General features: G+C 65.3%; 18 protein-coding genes. 11 read left to right on the forward strand and 7 right to left on the reverse strand.

Annotation, left to right across the window (positions count from 1 at the left end; translation table 11 throughout):
* Window positions 1–37: 37 nt before the first annotated feature.
* The 3 genes from trpC to AC1DKV_RS30175 form a co-directional block, all read right to left on the reverse strand.
* On the reverse strand, window positions 38–841 hold the full coding sequence (gene trpC, locus AC1DKV_RS30165; protein WP_441622672.1) for an indole-3-glycerol phosphate synthase TrpC: 804 nt from the start codon (window positions 839–841) through the stop codon (window positions 38–40).
* Window positions 842–884: 43 nt separating this feature from the next.
* Window positions 885–1,913 carry an anthranilate phosphoribosyltransferase gene (gene trpD / locus AC1DKV_RS30170; protein WP_477138677.1) on the reverse strand — a complete coding sequence of 343 codons (1,029 nt, stop codon included), beginning with the start codon at window positions 1,911–1,913 and terminating at the stop codon, window positions 885–887.
* A gap of 92 nt (window positions 1,914–2,005) precedes the next feature.
* A complete protein-coding gene (locus AC1DKV_RS30175) occupies window positions 2,006–2,575 on the reverse strand; it encodes an aminodeoxychorismate/anthranilate synthase component II (protein ID WP_477138656.1) in 570 nt (189 codons plus the stop codon).
* Window positions 2,576–3,545: 970 nt separating this feature from the next.
* On the opposite strand from AC1DKV_RS30175, the gene AC1DKV_RS30180 reads away from it, so the two are divergent.
* Window positions 3,546–4,391 (forward strand): urea carboxylase-associated family protein, encoded by an 846-nt coding sequence (locus AC1DKV_RS30180; protein WP_477138657.1) that lies wholly within the window; start codon window positions 3,546–3,548, stop codon window positions 4,389–4,391.
* A 19-nt stretch (window positions 4,392–4,410) separates the two neighbouring features.
* On the forward strand, window positions 4,411–5,088 hold the full coding sequence (locus AC1DKV_RS30185) for a GntR family transcriptional regulator (protein ID WP_477138658.1): 678 nt from the start codon (window positions 4,411–4,413) through the stop codon (window positions 5,086–5,088).
* A gap of 134 nt (window positions 5,089–5,222) precedes the next feature.
* On the opposite strand, the gene AC1DKV_RS30190 is transcribed toward AC1DKV_RS30185, so the two are convergent.
* Genes AC1DKV_RS30190 through AC1DKV_RS30205 form a run of 4 tightly spaced genes read right to left on the reverse strand, consistent with a single transcriptional unit; the run spans window position 5,223 to window position 9,374 of the window.
* Complete coding sequence (locus tag AC1DKV_RS30190) at window positions 5,223–5,624, reverse strand: ectoine synthase (RefSeq protein WP_441622680.1); 402 nt, start codon at window positions 5,622–5,624, stop codon at window positions 5,223–5,225.
* A 34-nt stretch (window positions 5,625–5,658) separates the two neighbouring features.
* Window positions 5,659–7,002, reverse strand: a complete 1,344-nt coding sequence (locus AC1DKV_RS30195; protein ID WP_477138659.1) for an amidase — start codon at window positions 7,000–7,002, stop codon at window positions 5,659–5,661.
* On the reverse strand, window positions 6,986–8,494 hold the full coding sequence (locus tag AC1DKV_RS30200; protein ID WP_477138678.1) for an amino acid ABC transporter permease/ATP-binding protein: 1,509 nt from the start codon (window positions 8,492–8,494) through the stop codon (window positions 6,986–6,988). Before AC1DKV_RS30200 ends, AC1DKV_RS30195 begins: the two co-directional genes overlap by 17 nt.
* Before the next feature lie 28 nt (window positions 8,495–8,522).
* Complete coding sequence (locus AC1DKV_RS30205; protein ID WP_477138660.1) at window positions 8,523–9,374, reverse strand: ABC transporter substrate-binding protein; 852 nt, start codon at window positions 9,372–9,374, stop codon at window positions 8,523–8,525.
* Between the two features lie 620 nt (window positions 9,375–9,994).
* Here AC1DKV_RS30205 and AC1DKV_RS30210 point away from each other — a divergent pair.
* The 9 genes from AC1DKV_RS30210 to dhaK all read left to right on the forward strand — a co-directional run bounded on the left by AC1DKV_RS30210 (window position 9,995) and on the right by dhaK (window position 18,377).
* A complete protein-coding gene (locus AC1DKV_RS30210; RefSeq protein WP_477138661.1) occupies window positions 9,995–11,014 on the forward strand; it encodes a LacI family DNA-binding transcriptional regulator in 1,020 nt (339 codons plus the stop codon).
* Window positions 11,015–11,131: 117 nt separating this feature from the next.
* A complete protein-coding gene (locus AC1DKV_RS30215) occupies window positions 11,132–12,454 on the forward strand; it encodes an ABC transporter substrate-binding protein (RefSeq protein WP_477138662.1) in 1,323 nt (440 codons plus the stop codon).
* Between the two features lie 76 nt (window positions 12,455–12,530).
* Window positions 12,531–13,487 (forward strand): carbohydrate ABC transporter permease, encoded by a 957-nt coding sequence (locus tag AC1DKV_RS30220; RefSeq protein ID WP_477138663.1) that lies wholly within the window; start codon window positions 12,531–12,533, stop codon window positions 13,485–13,487.
* Complete coding sequence (locus AC1DKV_RS30225; protein WP_477138664.1) at window positions 13,484–14,446, forward strand: carbohydrate ABC transporter permease; 963 nt, start codon at window positions 13,484–13,486, stop codon at window positions 14,444–14,446. The genes AC1DKV_RS30220 and AC1DKV_RS30225 overlap by 4 nt, the downstream gene beginning before the upstream one ends.
* On the forward strand, window positions 14,443–14,637 hold the full coding sequence (locus tag AC1DKV_RS30230; protein ID WP_441622694.1) for a hypothetical protein: 195 nt from the start codon (window positions 14,443–14,445) through the stop codon (window positions 14,635–14,637). The genes AC1DKV_RS30225 and AC1DKV_RS30230 overlap by 4 nt, the downstream gene beginning before the upstream one ends.
* Window positions 14,638–14,640: 3 nt before the next feature.
* Entirely contained in the window at window positions 14,641–15,732 is a 1,092-nt protein-coding gene (locus tag AC1DKV_RS30235; protein ID WP_477138665.1) for an ABC transporter ATP-binding protein, read from the forward strand.
* Window positions 15,725–16,744: an ABC transporter ATP-binding protein gene (locus AC1DKV_RS30240; RefSeq protein WP_477138666.1), complete on the forward strand. Its 1,020-nt coding sequence runs from the start codon at window positions 15,725–15,727 to the stop codon at window positions 16,742–16,744. Before AC1DKV_RS30235 ends, AC1DKV_RS30240 begins: the two co-directional genes overlap by 8 nt.
* Entirely contained in the window at window positions 16,741–17,382 is a 642-nt protein-coding gene (gene dhaL / locus AC1DKV_RS30245; protein ID WP_477138667.1) for a dihydroxyacetone kinase subunit DhaL, read from the forward strand. The genes AC1DKV_RS30240 and dhaL overlap by 4 nt, the downstream gene beginning before the upstream one ends.
* Window positions 17,383–17,387: 5 nt before the next feature.
* The gene (gene dhaK / locus AC1DKV_RS30250; protein WP_477138668.1) at window positions 17,388–18,377 is read left to right on the forward strand and encodes a dihydroxyacetone kinase subunit DhaK; all 990 of its coding nucleotides are present in this window, start codon (window positions 17,388–17,390) and stop codon (window positions 18,375–18,377) included.
* Window positions 18,378–18,436 lie beyond the last annotated feature (59 nt).

Below are 18,436 nucleotides of genomic sequence, written 5' to 3' on the forward strand. Positions count from 1 at the left end.
GTMGGGCGAATGCCCGGGCKAACGTTCAGGCGAACATTCAGGCGAACAGGCGTGCCAGCTCGACGCCCGGATCGGGCGCGCGCATGAACGCTTCGCCGACCAGGAAGGCGTGCACATTGGCATCGCGCATGCGCTGCACGTCGGCCGGGCCGAGGATGCCGGATTCGGTCACCACCAGCCGGTCGGACGGGATGCGCGGCAGCAGTTCCAGCGTGTTGTCGAGCGAGACCTCGAAGGTGCGCAGGTTGCGGTTGTTCACGCCCAGCAGCGGCGTCTTCAGGCGCAGCGCGGCATCGAGCTCTTCGCCGCCGTGCACTTCCACCAGCACGTCCATGCCGAGTTCGTGGGCGCAGGCTTCGAGCTCGGCCATCAGGCCGGGGTCGAGCGCGGAGACGATCAGCAGGATGGCGTCGGCGCCCCAGGTGCGCGCTTCATAGACCTGGTACAGGTCGACCATGAAGTCCTTGCGCAGGGCGGGCAGCGGGCAGGCGCCGCGCGCGCGCTTGAGGAAATCGGCGTGGCCCTGGAAGAAATTCACGTCGGTCAGCACGGACAGGCAGGCCGCGCCGTGGCTGGCGTAGCTTTCCGCGATCGCCTCGGGCACGAACTGCTCGCGCAGCACGCCCTTGGACGGCGAGGCTTTCTTCACTTCGGCGATCACGCCGGCGTGGCCGGCGGCGATCTTCTCGCGCAGCGCGCGCTCGAAGCCGCGCGGCGCCAGGCCGGGCTCGGCGCGCAGGCTCTCGGCTTCGGCGCGCAGGCTGGGCAGGTCGCGCTTCTTGCGCGCGGCGCTGACTTCATCGGCCTTGACGGCCAGGATCTTCTGCAGGATATCGGACATGCGTGTTTCTCTTGCGGTGTGTCGGCGCGGCTCGCGGCCCGGCTTACTTGAACTGCTGGGTGGCGCGCACGAACTGGTCGAGCTTCTCGCGCGCGGCGCCGCTGGCGATGGCTTCGCGTGCGCGGCGGATGCCGTCCTCGATCGAGCTGGCCACGTTGGCGGCGTACAGCGCGGCGCCGGCGTTGAGCGAGACGATCTCGCGCGGGGTGCCAGGCACATCGGTCAGCGCCTCGAGCAGCATTTCCTTGGACTCGGTGGCGTCGGCCACCTTGAGGCCCCGGTTGGAGATCATCGACAGGCCGAAGTCCTCGGGGTGGATCTCGTATTCGCGCACCTCGCCGTCCTTGAGCTCGCCGACCAGCGTGGCGGCGCCGAGCGAGACCTCGTCCATGCCGTCCTTGCCGTAGACCACCAGCGCGTGCTTGGCGCCCAGGCGCTGCATCACGCGCACCTGGATACCGACCAGGTCGGGATGGAACACGCCCATCAGGATATTGGGCGCGTCGGCCGGGTTGGTCAGCGGGCCCAGGATATTGAAGATGGTGCGCACGCCCATTTCCTTGCGGATCGGCGCCACGTTCTTCATGGCCGGGTGGTGSGTSGGCGCGAACATGAAGCCGATGCTGGTCTGCTCGATGCAGTGGCCGACCTGCTCGGGCGTGAGCATGATGTTSACGCCCAGCGCTTCCAGCACGTCCGCGCTGCCCGACTTGGAGCTCACGCCGCGGTTGCCGTGCTTGGCGATGCGCGCGCCGGCCGCGGCCGCGACGAACATCGAGGCGGTGCTGATATTGAAGGTATGCGAGCCGTCGCCGCCGGTGCCGACGATGTCGACGAAGTTCTCGCGGTCTTGCACCGGCACCTTGTTGGCGAATTCGCGCATGACCTGCGCGGCCGCGGAGATCTCGCCGATGGTTTCCTTCTTCACGCGCAGCCCGGTCAGGATGGCCGCGGCCATCACCGGGGACATCTGCCCCTGCATGATCTGCCGMATCAGGTGCAGCATTTCGTCATGGAAGATCTCGCGGTGTTCGATGCAGCGGGTGAGGGCTTCCTGGGGCGTGATGGACATRGCGGTCTCGGTCTGGTGTTGTTCTTCGGCGTTCGCGTGAAGTCTCGGGTGGCCGCTGGCCGGCGTGGGCGCGCTGGGCGTGTCGGTGCGCCTCATCGGCGCGCCTTGACGAAGTTGGCCAGCAGCGCGTGGCCGTGCTCGGACAGGATCGACTCGGGGTGGAACTGCACGCCTTCGATGTCGAACTCCTTGTGGCGCACGCCCATGATCTCGCCGTCCGGCGTCCAGGCCGTCACTTCCAGGCAATCCGGCAGCGTCTCGCGCTCGATCGCCAGCGAATGATAGCGCGTCACGTCGAAATGCCTGGGCAGCCCGGCGAACACGCCTTCCTGCGTGGTCTCGATGCGGCTGACCTTGCCGTGCATCACCTGCTTGGCGCGGATCACCTTGCCGCCGAAGGCTTYGCCGATGGCCTGGTGGCCAAGGCACACGCCCAGCAGGGGCACGCGGCCGGCGAAGTGCTGCAGCACTGCCACCGAGATGCCGGCTTCCCTGGGGCTGCACGGTCCGGGCGAGACGCAGATATGGTCGGGCGCCAGCGCCTCGATTTCCTCGAGGGTGATTTCGTCGTTGCGATAGGTGCGCACGTCGGCACCGAGCTCGCCGAAATACTGGACGATGTTGTAGGTAAACGAATCGTAGTTGTCGATMATCAGCAGCATATCACACCTAATTACTTGATTTTAAAGGGGAAAATTCTAGCAACTACTGTTTGATATGCGCCTTGATATACACAGCGGTAGCAAAAGGGCGACCGAAGGCATCCGCGGGTGCTGATCTCAGCGTGTCGGAGAGCCCACGGCAATCCATGGCCGTTGCAGGCAATGCCGGAGCGGCATGCCAGGCGCTGGAAGTGGGCCATGCCATGCCTGCCGCTGCGGCACGCMAAGCCCGGCCACGGAACGCGCGCAACGGGCGTCCTGGAGCAGGTTTGCAGTACAGGGAAGACTTGCTTGGCATGGGGCGATCTCCTAGAGATTGGAGCCGCCACATCGGTGAGCTATCGGGGTCCTKGAAACCTGCTTGCCGATGATGGCGGCAGGGTTCGGTTTCAAACCGCAACGACGTGCCGCTTCCTATTGGAAGCGCCACCACTGAGCGAAACGGTTCGTTGCGATGCAGGTCATGCTACCTAGCCATAGAGGGGAAAACGGGACATGGTCGACGGCCATGCCTGATCAAACACACGCGTGATTGTAGCGTCGATTTTGTCGTCTCGTCGATTCCTATTTTTCGCCATTGTGGCGGGGTCGGCGCCCGTCTCCATGGCGGCCCCGTCTGCACTTGTGCGTTMGCCCAGGTGTGGAGACGGCAAATCGGTAACGCCGTTCTTCCACGCCAGGCAAAGGATGCCTCCGGGGCAGAAACGAGGAACTACAAAACGAACAGCAAACTATTTGCTGCCGGTGCGCCGGAGGACTTGGCAGATGTGCCGCATCCTTTCGTTGTTGGTATGTCCCGCGCGGGCTGGTCAGCGATCCGCCCGCCGCTGACCGCACCAGGCGACACTCGGCCGACGCCACGGCAGCCCTCAGAAAGAGCGCCCGCAACGCACGACTCCTGCCCTATACTGGCGATTGATTGTTCAACAATCATTGCCAGCAAAGCCAAGATGATTTCAGGAGGCAGACCATGTCGAATTACCCTGCGGCGTACCAGGTAAGCAAGGGCTCGGTATTGCATGTGGACCGGGACTTCTACCGTGCCATCGCCACCGATGCGTCCCAGCGCAAGCTGATCGCTTCCCACGTTGTCCCCATCCGCAGCGGCTTTGCCTGGAAGGTCCCCGCGGGCCACGTCTTTCGCATCGTGACCCTGGAAGGCCCCCAGGTCGCGGACTTCAATATGTGGAATCTGCACAATCCGCGCGAGCGCATGTGGGCCTCCCGTACCCGGCAGCTACAGCAGGCGCATGTCAGTACGTATGACCGACTCTGGTCCACGCTGCCGTACCTGCGTCCCATGGTCACCATCACCGATGACACGCTGGCCGACTACGGCAAGGATGGCGATGGCGGCCGCGTGCATGACCTGCTGGGCACCMGCTGCGACCCCTACGTCAACAAGCTGCTGACGGGCGAGGACTTCCACTTCCACTGCCACTCCAACCTGACACGCGCGGTGGCACCGCATGGCCTGACGGAGTTCGATGTACATGACGTGCTCAACGTATTCCAGGTAACGGGCCTGAACGACGACGACAAGTACTTCATGAAGGCGTGCCCCGCCAAGCCAGGCGACTACCTGGAGTGCTTCGCGGAAATGGACCTGCTGTGTGCGTTGTCCACCTGCCCGGGCGGCGATCTCTCCGTGCCGATGTGGGGACCGGATGCGCGCGATCCCATCGACGTGTGCCGGCCGTTGGGCGTCGAGGTCTATGAGCTGGATCCCGCCTTGCTTCAAGGTTGGGCCTCACCCGAAGTCTCCCCGTATAAGGGCGTCCACGGACTGCACCCMGAAAAGATCGAGTGGAAATAACAACCGGAGCCACACCTTCATGCCTGCAGAACGCGAGAACGGGATCTCAATCGCCGAGCGCATCAGTCATCAACTGCGCGACGACATCATGGGAGGGAAGCTCCCTCCGGGCACGCAACTGGTCGAGGTGGACCTGGCGGCCCTCTACGGGGCCTCGCGCAACACCGTCCGCGAAGTTCTGCACCAACTGGGACGGGAGGGCCTGGCCACGTTTATCCGCCACAAAGGCGTTGTCGTGCGGCGCATGGAACGCAAGGACTTGCGCGAAATCTATGCCGCGCGCCGCGCACTGGAGCTGCAAGCCATCAACGGCGATCTACCCTTGCAGCCCGCCCTGCTCGACAAGATGCTCACCGCCATCCATGCCGCCGAACGCGCGCTGGCCAAGAAGAACTGGCGCCATGTCGGCACGCTGAGCCTGCAAGTTCACCAGCACATCGTGGCGCAGTTGGGCAGCCGATTGCTGGACGAATTCTTTCGCACACTGTGCGCGCAGCTACGCCTGGTGTTTGCCTCGGAGGCCGATGAAAGTCGCATCCAGACACCCGACTGGATCGAGCGTGAACACCGGATTCATGACCTGCTGGTGCGCGACCAACGCGGAGAAGCGGCACAAGCCCTGTCAGCCTACCTCGACGATTCCGAGCGCACCCTGATGGCCGTGCTTACACGCCTGAAAAACMAGCCAGCCAAGTAGGGCAGAGGTAGGGTGCGGAGGCTTGGCGGCATGCCACCGGAGATCAAGCGCGCGTCACCCATCACGCGGTGCCGGATGCCAGGGCAATCCGGCCACCACACCCTGTCCGCTTGATGGGTTGCACACGACCGGCTTCACGTCGGCGTTGCATCCTCCGGCTCCGCGTAGCTGCCGTCTTCGCGATGTGTCTCGCACCCGCTCAAGGGCGGGTTGAATATGCACACCAACCGCAGGTCGCCCTTGGTCGCMCGCAACACATGCTTGTCGTTCTTGTCCAGCGCATACAGCGTGCCCGGCCTGATGGCATGCACGGCGCCGCTGGCCACGTCCAGCACCTCGCCTTCGCCGGCCATGCAGTAGTTCGCCTCGTAGTGGTGCTTGTAATGCAGGTGCAGTTCCGCGCCTTCAAAGACTCGGGTTTCATGTACCGAATAGCCGATGCCATCACGCTTGACGACGATGCGCCTGCTTTCCCAACCGGGCCCCCGGGCATGGCGTTCGGTATCGGTCAGGTCTTCGCTGTGAATGACGATCATGGAGACGCTCCAGAGGAAAAGTAGTGACGATGACTCAATGCCGCGACATGGGCTGCGTCCCGGGACGCAGCACGCACTCGATCGCGCGCGCCATCTGAAGCAGCCMACGGTCGCGCCTGGTGCGGCCCGTCACGAGTAGCCCCACTGCCTGCCTGGCATTCAGGTCGCCCGGCAGGGAAATGCTGGGCAGATCCAGGYGGTTCGCAAATTCGGTCAGGCTGAACGCCCTGGCGTTCTTGCTCAGGTACGTGCTGTCGTCACGCAGTTCGGCCAGCGACGGCGGTAGCATCGGCACGGTGGGTGTCAGCACGGCATCGGCGCCGCCCAGTTCGTCTTCGTACTGCCTGCCCAGGGCAAGCAGCCGTTGTTGGGCAAGCGCATAGGCGTGGGCCGGCACCTGCGCGCCCAGCAGCATGCGCGGCCCCACGCGAGGGTCATAGGCCGACGCCTTGGCAGCCAGCCGGCCGGCATGCAGGGCGTAGGCTTCCGCCGCGATGATGCCTCCCTCCCGCGCCACCTTGCCGGCCAACGGCAGGCTGGGCATGGGCGCGCGGCGCAACACGGCGCCCGCCGCGCCCAGGCGCTCCATCCATGTTGCGAACACGTGCCGTACCCCAGGCTCCAGTTCATCATCCAGGTGGTCCGGTATCACGAACGATGTTCGCGCCAGCGATGTGCCGGCAGTCGGCGCCGAGCGGTCCCACGGCGCCAGGGCCTGATCCACCCGCAAGCATTGCGCGACGTCCGCGGCGATCAYCCCGGGAACGTCAAAGCTGGGAGACAGATGCATCATGCCCGCATCGTCGTAACGGCCCCGCGAAGGCTTGAAACCCGCGACGCCGCAGAACGCGGCCGGAATCCGGACGGAGCCGCTGGTGTCCGAACCGAGCGCAAGGCTCACCATGCCCAGCGCCACCGCCACTGCGCCGCCACTACTTGAACCGCCGGCCACGCGAGGCACGTCGCTGGGCAACGGCGATACCGGCGTACCGAACCAGGGGTTCAAGCCCAGCGCGCCATAGGCGAACTCGGTCATGTTGTTCTGCGCCAGCAGCACCGCGCCCGCCTGCCGCAACGCGCGCACCAGCGCCGCGTCCTCGCTTGCGGCAGGAGCGTCCGCCAGCACCTGCGATCCCGCGTGGGTGACCCATCCGCGCACGTCAAAGCAGGCCTTCACGCCCAGCACCACGCCCGCCAGCGGCGCATCATGTCCAGACAGCCGTGCCATCGCATCGCGCGCATGGGCTTCACGCCGCGCGTCGTCGTCGCGGCGGGCCAGCAAAGCGCTCGACGCGCTAGTGGGATAGGCCTCGATATTCCGCAGGCATTGCGTMAACGCGCCGGCATGCGTGCCCGTGCGTTCAGGACACATGKACATGGCTCAGAAAGTCCTTGATACGCGCATCCTGGCTTGCCTGCACKGCGGCGGGCGGGGAATCCAGAAGGATGCGACCGTTTTCCATGAAGACCACTCGGTCGGACACCTTGAAGGCAAAGGCCATCTCGTGCGTCACGATCAGCATCGTCATCCCTTCGCGCGCCAGCGTTTCCACCACCTTGAGCACTTCCGCGACCAACTCGGGGTCGAGCGCCGACGTGGGTTCGTCAAACAACATGATGGATGGCCGCATGGCCAGGGCCCGGGCAATCGCCACACGCTGCTGCTGGCCGCCGGAGAGTTGGTGCGGGTATTTATGGGCGTGGTCGAGCATGCCCACCTTGTTGAGCAGTACCAGCGCCTCGCGCCGCAATGAGGCCGGCTTGCCCCGACGGTGGTAGGCGGGCGCCAGCATCACGTTCTGCAGCACGGTTTTGTGCGGGAACAGGTTGAAGCTCTGGAACACCATGCCGATGTCCAGGATGCGGTCCCCCTGTGCGGCCGTGGTGCCGGTCTCGGGCGACCCCAGGAATGGCTTGCCGTGTAGCAGCACCTGACCGCCATCCAACGTCTCCAGGCCGTTGAGTGTACGTATCAGCGAGGTCTTGCCCGAACCGGACGGACCGATGATGCTGATGACTTCGCCGGCCCTGACCCGCAAGTCGATGCCCTTGAGCACCTCGTGGTCGCCAAAGCGCTTGCGCGCCTGCCGCACCTCCAGTGCCGCCGCGTTGCCGCTGGCGGTCAGCGTGGGCTGGGCCATCCCCTCCTGCACCTGACGCCGGGTTTCCGCATCCAATGCCAGGGGMTTGGGCGCGCGGCGCAGGATGTTCATGTGCGACTCCAGCCAACCCAACAGCTTGTCGAACAGGGTGACGATCAGCACGTAGTAAAGCGCGACCGCCAGCATGGTCTCGAACACCAGAAAGTTCTGTGTGTACAAACGCTGCCCCACCAGCAGGATCTCGGCCAGAGAAATCACCGACACCAGCGATGTCAGCTTGGCGATGGTAATGAACTCGTTGCTCAGCGCCGGCAGGGCAATGCGCAACGCCTGTGGAATGACCACCATGCGTTGTATGCCGGTGTAGCGAATGCCCAGCGCGCGGCCCGCTTCGATCTGCCCGCGCGGTACGCCGAGAATGCCGCCGCGGTGTATCTCCGCAATGAACGCGGTCTCGCTCGCCACCAGCGCGGCCAGGCCCGCGTAGAACGGGTCGCCCAGCACGGCGCCAGTCGCGGGGAAGACCTGGGGCAGGTTGTAGATGAACACCAGCAGCACCAGCAAAGGCAGGCTGCGGAAGAACCAGATATACAAGCCTGCCAGACGCCTGAGCACAKGGTTCTTCGCCTGTTTGCCCAGCGCCAGCAGAAAGCCCGCCGCGACCCCGACGAACCAGGTGGCCGTGCTCAGTTTCACCACTACCCAGCATGCATGCCAGAAATCGGCATCCCAGAACAAGCTGACGGTATAGTCCCAATCAAAACGCATTTGTCCTGCCTCCCCTTCCGCTGCGGCGTTACTGGCTCGTGCCGATGAGCGCGCTCTGGACTTCTGCGGCGGTAGGCGCTTCAAGCCCGTAGCGGGTGAGCAAGGCCTGGTATTCGCCGCTATCGTGGGCGCGCTGCAAAGCCATCTTTAGCTCGCCCTGCAATTGCTGGGCCTCCTTGTGGAGACCCAGCCCTATCACGATGGGGTAAAGCAGCGAGGTGGAGGTGACTTTCAAGCTGTTCTGCGACTGCGCAAGCATGCCGTGGACCACGGCCGCATCCTCGATCATGACGTCCGCTGCCTGCGAACGCAGCGCCATCATGGCCTCGGGCGAAGTAGGAAACTCCAGCACCTTGATCTCGTMCTCGCCCTTCGGCCGGCAAGTCTCGCGCGACACCTTGCGCAGCTTGGGCGTCCAGGAGGCGCCCTTGATCGATGCCACACGCTTGCCACAAAGCGCCTCGGGCGACGGCGGCGCATACGGGCTTGCCGCCAGCACCACCAGAGACGCGCCCGTCTTCAGGTAGGGAATGAAATCGATCAGCTTCGAGCGCTCCGACGTCACGTAGAGCGCCGAAGCAATCGCATCGAAACGGCGCGCACGCATCCCCAGGATCAGGTCAGGAAAGCGGGTATCCACGAATACGGGTTTGAGCGACAGCTTGGCCGCCAGCAAACGGGAGAAGTCGGCATCGAAGCCAACAGGCTTGCCAGCCTCCATGTAGGCATAGGGGGGATAGGTAAGGTCCGAGCCGATCGTCAGACTGTCGGCCTTKATGGTGGAGGCGGCAAGCGCCCATGTGGAKGCCGCGCACAAGATCAGCGCGGCCACGGCGGCCGTGCGTCGGCGCCGCGACGACGCCAAGGTCGAAGTGGACATGATTACTCCTGCTKAACGCACTGGAACCCGCAAAAAACTCGGTCTTCCTTGCACCGAGAGGCATTTTGCTGCCGAGGATTGTTGAACAATTTCGATGATTCTGGGACAGTGGATAAGCAGGAGAAATGGGTATTTTCCCTAGCGCATCGACAGACGGCGGCACAAGCCCGTGGGGGGACTCCTTTCACCAAGGCCTTTCGGAGCAGGGCGGGAAGATAAGCGCCGAACGCGATCACGTACCCCACACCATGCCAACCGGCATCACCTGGCCGATCACGCCGGGCCCKGGGCATCAAACTGCGCTCGCGGGTCCCGGATATGGCGTTGGTGGTGCCGGTGCCCGCACCGGCTAGCCAATACGATGCGGCCGGCCATTACTGTCGCCGGACGCGCTTTGAAAACCTTCGCTTCTTCACGGCACGCGCGGCCCGAAGGTTGTGCATTTTTMATCACGAGCCTCGACCGATGTCCGTTGCTGCCGGCTGCATCCCGCCCCCGGATTGCAGCGGAAATGACGTCAGCAAATGACGCATTTATCCTCGCGAAAATGCTTGCATTTGGCGTCCGGAAAACTACCTTAGACATACAAAGTGAACCGTATCTCGGCACTGGAGGAGACCATGCCGGCGACACGTATGATGATTGCGCGCCGGGCTGGCGTCAGCGTCGCCACGGTCGATCGTGTGCTGCGCGACGATGCCTCCGTGCGTGCCGAGACGGCTGCCCGCGTCCACCAGGCCCTCGCGGACCTGCGTGACGAACGGGCCAGCCGCGGGCGCCCGCCGAAGGCGGCTGCGTTTCGCATTGCATTCGTCCTCCCGCAGATCAATTCCCGCTTCCTCGACCAGGTCGAGCGCGACATCGCGCTGTCTGCCAGTTTCTTTCGCGAGCACCGCGTCATCCCTTCGTTCTACCGCTGCGACTTCGCCAGCCAGCGCGACACGTCGCGCTTTGCCGAGCAGGCGGCGGGGTACGACGCGCTGGTCCTGGTGCCGCTCGACTACCCGTGGGTCGGCCGCCTGATCGAGGAACTGAGCGACGCGAGCGTGCCGGTCGTCACGGCGTTCTCCGATCTGCCGGGCAGCCGCCGCGCCGCCTACATCGGCGTGGACAACCGCATTGCGGGGCGCACGGCCGGGCTGCTGATGGGCGGCTTTCTCGGCTCGCGGATCGGCTCGGTCGCCGTGCTGTCGGGGTCGTCGCGCCTGCATGACCAGGTGGAGCGGCGCACCGGCTTTTCGCAGGTGCTGGAGGAGGATTTCCGCAATCTGCGCGGCATCGCCGAGCCGGACTTCACCGAGGACGACGACGGCGCCGACCTGGCCGTGCAGGGCTTGCTGGCGCGTCACGCCGACCTGGTCGGCATCTACGTCACCGGCGGCGGCATCCGCGGCATTGCCTCGGCCTTGCAKGATTCCGGCGACAAGGCCCGCATCTTCCTGATCGGCCACGAGCGCACGGCGGACACGCGCGAGCAACTGTCCGGGCGCGCGATCGATGTGATCCTGGACCAGGACGTGCGCGGCATCGTGCATCGCGCGGGTCTTGCCGCGGTGGACTTCCTGAACGATGTGCGCGGGGCGCTTGCGATCCCCACGCCGGAAACCCGAATCTATCTTCGTGAGAATGCGCATGCCTGATGCTCGCGACACCCGGACTGACGCTTGAATTTGCCAGAGCCGAAATACAGCGCCCGGCGCATGGACGTTGCTTGTCAGCAGGAATGGAGACAACTGGGAAGTAAAAGGAGAAGACAAATGTTACGTCTATTAGCAAGGGTGATGGCGGCGGCCGCCTTGTCACTGGGACTGGCAACCGGCGCGCACGCGCAGGCGAAGCAATTGACGCTATGTTGGGCGGCGTGGGATCCGGCCAACGCGCTGGTCGAGCTGTCGAAGGACTTTACGGCCAAGTCCGGCATACAGATGAAATTCGAGTTCGTGCCCTGGACCAGCTATGCGGACCGGTTTCTCAACGAACTCAATTCCCACGGCAAGTTGTGCGACCTGATCATCGGCGACAGCCAGTGGATCGGCGGCGCGGCGGTGAACGGCCACTACGTCAAGCTCAACGATTTCTTCGCGAAGAACAATATCTCGATGAACGACTTCGTGCCGGCCACCGTGGTGGGGTATGCCGAATGGCCGAAGAACACGCCCAACTACTGGGCCCTGCCCGCGATGGCGGACGCGGTGGGCTGGACCTATCGCAAGGACTGGTTCGCGCGGCCGGAGCTGCGCGCGGAGTTCAAGCAGAAGTACAAGAGGGAACTGGAGCCGCCCACCACGATGGATGAGCTCAAGCAGACCGCYGAGTTCTTCCAGGGGCGCAAGATCGACGGCAAGACCGTGTACGGCGCGTATATCTTCACCGAACGCGGCTCCGAGGGCATCACGATGGGCGTGACCAACGTGCTCTATAACTTCGGCTTCCAGTACCAGGACCCGAAGAAGCCCTATCGCCTCGAGGGCTTCGTCAACTCGCCGGGTGCGGTCAAGGGCCTGGAGTTCTACAAGGCGCTGTACAAGTGCTGCACCGCGCCGGGCATGACCAACGCGTACATGCAGGAAGGGCTCGACGCGTTCAAGTCCGKGCAGGTGGCGATGMAGATGAACTGGTTCGCGTTCTTCCCCGGCCTCTACAAGGACCCGAACGTGGGGGGCGACAAGATCGGCTTCTTCGTCAATCCGAAAGAGGTGCAGCAGTTCACGCAGCTTGGCGGGCAGGGCATCTCGGTGGTCTCCTATTCGGATCACAAGGCCGATGCGCTCGAGTACATCAAGTGGTTTGCCCAGCCCGCGGTGCAGAAGAAGTGGTGGGAGCTGGGCGGCTACTCGGCGGCCAAGTCGGTGGTCGATGCGCCTGACTTTCCCAAGAGCCAGCCCTTCGCGCCGGCGTTCCTGAAGTCGATGGCAATCGTCAAGGACTTCTGGGCCGAGCCTGCCTATGCCGAACTCCTGCTCGACATGCAGAAGCGCGTGCATGACTACGTCGTCGCCGACAAGGGTACGGCGAAGGAGGCGCTCGACCTGCTGGTGAAGGACTGGAACAAGGTGTTCAAGGCGGAAGGAAAGAACTGAAACCGAGACGAGCGGGCATTGCGGCGACATGCATCGGGCTTGCCGGCCGCCGCCGGCCCGCGACAAGGAGTCAGCCATGCTGGCAGACAAGCCTTTTCCCGCGCAGAACCTGGCAGCCGCTGCGCCGGTGCACGGTGCCGCGCGCCTGCGCGGCCTGTCGGACCGCACGATCGCATGGCTGTTCATTCTCCCCACGATCCTGCTGCTGCTCGCGGTCAACATCTTTCCGCTGATCTGGGCGCTGCGGCTGTCGTTCACGAACTTCAAGTCGAACATGCCGAGCATCCCGGCGCGCTTCGTCGGCATCGACAACTACGTCGACATCCTGACGGACGAGGACATCTGGTACGCCATGCAKGTCACCGCGCGCTTCGTGTTCTGGTCGGTCGGGCTGGAGGTGCTGCTGGGCTTCGGCCTGGCCTTGCTGATCAACCGGCGTTTTCGCACGCACAGTTTCTGGACCACCCTGATCCTGCTGCCGATGATGCTGTCGCCGGCCGTGGTCGGCAATTTCTGGACCTTCCTGCTGCAGCCGCAGACAGGCCTGTTCAACGATATCGTGAGCTTCTTCACGGGCGTTGCGCCAGGCTCGTTCCAGATGATCGGGGACGTCTCGCTTGCGCCATGGACCATCGTGATGGTCGACACCTGGATGTGGACGCCCTACGTCATGCTGATCTGCCTGGCCGGGCTGCGCTCGATCCCGGAATACATCTACGAAGCCGCGGAAGTGGATCGCGCCACGCCGTGGCGGCAGTTCTGGTCGATCACGCTGCCGATGACGCTGCCGTTCCTGATGCTGGCCGTGCTGTTCCGCGCCATCGAGAACTTCAAGATGTTCGACCTGGTGAACCTGCTGACCTCGGGCGGCCCGGGCTCGGTCACGGAAACGGTGTCGATCACGCTCAAGCGCGCCGCGTTCGAGAAGTGGCAGACCGGCTACTCGTCGGCGCTGGCGATCATCCTGTTCGTCACGGTGTTCGGCGCGGCGAACATCTACATCAAGGCACTCAACCGGGTGAAACAGCGATGAGCAAGACAGCACAGCCCGCCGGCGCGCATTCGGTGGTGGCCGCGTCGACGCGCGGCAAGACCTTCGCGGCGATCGTGGTCATCGCCTATGCGCTGATCGCGACCTTGCCGATGGTCTGGATCATCATGACGAGCTTCAAGACGCAGGAAGACGCCATCGCCTATCCGCCCGTCGTTTCGTTCCAGCCGTCGCTCGAAGGCTATGTCAACCTGTTCACGATCCGCTCGCGGCAGACGCCCGAGTTCATCGCGAGCCTGCCGCCCGCGCAGACCTGGTACGAGCGCGACGTGCGCAAGCGCGGCATGGTGATCGCCGGGCCGTCCAAGGTCCTGCCGCGCTTCGTCAACTCGCTGGTGATCGGTTTCGGCTCGACCTTTCTCGCGGTCTTCCTCGGCACGCTGGCGGCGTACGCGTTCTCGCGCTTCAAGGTGCCGTGGGCGGATGACCTGCTGTTCTTCATCCTGTCGACGCGGATGATGCCGCCCATCGCGGTGGCGATCCMGATCTACCTGATGTACCGCGCGCTGGGGCTGAGCGACAGCTATCTCGGCATGATCGTGCTGTACACGGCMGTCAACGTTTCGCTGGCGGTGTGGCTGCTCAAGGGCTTCATGGACGAGATCCMGCGCGAGTACGAAGAGGCGGCGCTGGTCGACGGATACACGCGGCTGCAGGCCTTCGTGAAGGTGGTGCTGCCGCAGGCGATCACCGGCATCGCGGCGACCGCGATCTTCTGCCTGATCTTCGCCTGGAACGAATACGCGTTCGCGCTGCTGCTGACCAGCGGCGATGCGCAGACCATGCCGCCGTTCATTCCCTTCATCATCGGCGAGGGCGGGCAGGACTGGCCGGCGGTGGCGGCGGCCACCACGCTGTTCGTCCTGCCGATCCTGTTCTTCACCGTCGTGCTGCGCAAGCACCTGCTGCGGGGCATTACCTTCGGAGCGGTCCGCAAATGAAAAACCCGACAGTTGCGCGCCGGCCCCGCATGCTGCGCCGGCGCTTCGGCGAAGGTGCGGCGACGGCAGTGATCGGCACTGGTATCGCGATGCTTGTGCAGCCGTTTTCGCTGGCGCTGTTCACGTGGTCGTTCCCGGTGATCCTCGTGGGCGCGGCCGCGTTCGTCGTCACCAGCCATTTCCCGGACTGAACCATGGCCACCATCGCGCTGGCGAACCTGCACAAGCGCTTCGGCGATTTCGTCGCGGTGCGCAACACCAACCTCACTGTCGGCGCCGGGCGCTTCGTGGTCCTGCTCGGCCCTTCGGGCTGCGGCAAAACCACCACGCTGCGCATGATTGCCGGGCTGGAGCTGCCGAGCGCCGGTCAGATCCTGATCGACGGCGAGGACGTGACCGCCTTGCGCGCTCGCCAGCGCGACATCGCCTTCGTGTTCCAGATGTTCGCGCTCTACCCGCACATGACGGTGCGCGACAACATCTCCTTTCCGCTGCGCAACGAGCATTTGCCTCGCCATGAGATCGCCGCGCGCGTCGGCGCGGCGGCGCGCATGCTTCGCATCGAAGCCATCCTGGACCGCAAGACCGGCGGCTTGTCCGGTGGCGACCGCCAGCGCGTGGCGCTCGGCCGCGCCATCGTGCGGCAACCGAAGGCATTCCTGATGGACGAGCCGCTGGGCACGCTGGACGCCGATTTCCGCGAGCTGATGTGCCTGGAGCTGCGCAAGCTGCACAACGCGCTCGCCGCCACCACGGTGTACGTCACGCACGACCAGAGCGAGGCGATGGCCATGGCGGACGACATCGTGGTGATGAACGAGGGCGAGGTGCTGCAGGCTGCCGCGCCGCACGAGATCTATCATTTTCCGGCGACGGTGTTCGTGGGCAACTTCATCGGCAGCCCGCCGATGAACTTCCTGGCGGTCGACGGCGCCGTCGCCGCCGGCCAGGAACAGGTCTTCCTGCGCGGCGCGCCGGTGCCKGTCCCGCGCTGMGCAATGGCGGCCGAGCGCGCGCTGCTGGGCATCCGCCCGGAGCATATCGTCATCGACGAGCGCAGCCCCTTGCGCGGGCGCGTGATCGCGGACGAGTACCTCGGCTCGCACCAGGTGCTGATGATCGAGACGGCGCTGGGCGTGGTGCGCGCGCGGGTCGGCAAGGACGAAGGCCTGGCGGCGGGCGCGCCGGTMGGCCTGTCGTTCCGCAAGGAGCGCACGCTGCTTTACGACGAGGCGTCGGGGCGCCTGCTGCCCGGCGCGACGCAGGCGGGAGACCGGCATGGCTGAAATCCAGTTGCGCAATGTGTCGAAGCACTTTGGCGACGTGAGCGCGGTCGACGATCTTTCGATCGACGTGAAGGACGGCGAGTTCGTCGTGCTGCTGGGGCCGAGCGGTGCCGGCAAGACCACCACGCTGCGCCTGATCGCGGGGCTGGAGCGGCCCGATGCCGGCGATGTGCTGATCGACGGCGAGGTGGCCACCGGCGTGCACCCGTCCGATCGCGATGTGGCGTTCATTTTMCAGCAATACTCGCTGTATCCGCACCTGACKGTGTTCGGCAACCTGGCTTTCCCGCTGCGCGCGCCGCGCCGGCGCACCGGCGMGGCGCAGATCCGCGCGCGCGTGCAGGCGGTGGCGGAGATGCTGCATATCGGCTCCAAGCTCGACAATATGGCAACGCACCTGTCGGGCGGCGAGATGCAGCGCGTGGCCATCGGGCGCGCGCTGGTGCGCGAACCCCGCGTGTTCCTGATGGACGAGCCGCTGTCTTCGCTCGATGCGAAGCTGCGCGAGGAACTGCGTATCGAGCTCAAGCGCCTGCACCGCACCATCGGCGCGACCATCCTCTACGTCACGCACGACCAGGTCGAGGCCACCACGCTGGCCGACCGCATCGGCATCCTGGAGCACGGCCGCCTGGTGCAGATCGGCACGCCGCGCGAGGTCTACGGCAACCCGGCGTCGCTGAGCGCGGCCCAGCGGCTCGGCTCGCCCCCCATCAACCTGCTGCCGCCGGCCTTGTTCGACTCGGTGGCGGTGCCGGCGGAGACGGCCACGGTGGCCATCCGCCCGGAAGACATCGTGGTGCACGAGGCGCAGGAGAGCCACGTGCTCGATTTGAAGGTGCTCGAGTACTCGCCGTTGCGGCACCTGTTGATCCTGGATCACCAAGGCACGACCGTGGTCGCGACCAGCGTGGGCGAGCGCAATTTCAGCCTCGGGCAATCCGTTGGCGTTTCGCTGCCAGCACGCAGCCTCTTATATTTCCGCTCCGACGGCAGGAGGATCCCGACATGAACGGCAAGACGGTCATGGCATGCATCGACGCAGCGCATGCGGCGTTGCGAGAGAACATGGACGAGATCGCGTTGCTCGACCAGCAGATCGGCGACGGCGACCATATCTTCAACCTGCTGCGCGGCATGGAGGCGCTGCGCTCGCTGCGCGCGGAGATCGAGGCGGCGGCACCCGGGGCGGCGCTGGAACTCGCCGCGGCCAAGGTGTTGTCCACGGTCGGCGGATCGGCCGGTCCGCTGTTCTATTCGCTGCTCAGCGGCATGGCGAAGGCGGTGCMCGCGCAGGCCATGGATGTCGCGGGGTTCGCGCGCATCTACGCCGCCGGTGTCGACGCGGTCGGCCTGCGCGGGAAGACCGGCGTGGGCAGCAAGACCATGATGGATGTGCTGATTCCCGTGGCGATGCGCGGCGAGGAGCTCGCCGCGGCGGGCGCGTCCGCCCGCACCGTGCTCGACGAACTGCCGCGCGTGGCGGAGCAGGGCATGCTGGCCACCCGCGACATGGTCGCCACCAAGGGCCGCGCATCGTTCCTCGGCGAGCGCTCGCGCGGCCACCTGGACCCCGGCGCGCGCTCCAGCCAGCTCATGATCAAGGCGGTGTGCGAACGACTGGCTCAATCGATCGACGGCAAGGAGTAGAGACCATGAAAAAATTCATCAATCACGTCGACGATTTTCTGACCGAGAGCCTGGCCGGGTTCGCCGCCGCGCACGGCGAGCTGGTCGCGCTCAATACCGAACCGGTGTTCGTGCGGCGCCAGGCCCTGAAGCCAKGGAAGGTCGCGCTGGTGTCCGGCGGCGGCGCGGGGCACGAGCCGCTGCACAGCGGCTTCGTCGGCTACGGCATGCTGGACGCCGCCTGCCCCGGGCAGATTTTCACTTCGCCCACGCCGGACCAGATGATGGCCGCGGCCAAGGCGGTCGATACCGGCGCCGGGGTCCTGTTCATCGTGAAGAATTATTCCGGCGACGTGATGAACTTCGAGATGGCCGCGGAGATGTCGGAAGTGCCCAACGAGATGGTGCTGATCAACGACGACGTCGCGGTCGAGAACTCGAGCTACACGACCGGGCGGCGCGGCGTGGCGGGCACGGTGATCGTCGAGAAGATGGTCGGCAGCATGGCCGAAGGCGGCGCCAGCCTCGAGCAATGCAAGGCGTTCGGCGACCGCATCAACAAGCGCACGGCGACCATGGGCGTGGCGTTCACGAGCTGCACCGTGCCGGCGGCGGGTACGCCCACGTTCAAGATCGGCGAGGACGAGATCGAGGTCGGCGTCGGCATTCACGGCGAGCCGGGCAGGCGCCGCGCCAGGTTCGCATCGGCCGATACCATTGCGGGCGAGTTGCTCACGGCGATCGTCGACGACCTCCGGCCGCCGGCTGGCACCGAGTTGCTGGTGCTCGTAAACGGCCTGGGTGGTACGCCGCTGAGCGAGCTATACCTGCTCTTCAACTCGACGCGCCTGTGGCTGCAGCAGCGGGACCTGCGGGTCGGGCGGGCGCTGGTCGGCGCCCTGACGACTTCGCTCGAKATGGCGGGCGCGTCTGTCACGCTATGCGTGCCTGACGACGAGATGCTGCACCACTGGGACAGCCCGGTGCATACGCCGGCGCTGCGCTGGGGGATGTAGCGCGGCAGGGGCAGGACGCCGGTGCCGGGGTCCTGCCCTCTGCGGCCTCTGCGGGCCCG

Source organism: Cupriavidus sp. 05T41 (assembly GCF_056396525.1).

Coding starts and splice junctions, on each gene's coding strand:
- trpC (WP_441622672.1), bottom strand. CDS start 841: ATGTCCGATATCCTGCAGAAGATCCTGGCCGTCAAGGCCGATGAAGTC.
- AC1DKV_RS30230 (WP_441622694.1), top strand. CDS start 14,443: ATGAAAAACCCGACAGTTGCGCGCCGGCCCCGCATGCTGCGCCGGCGC.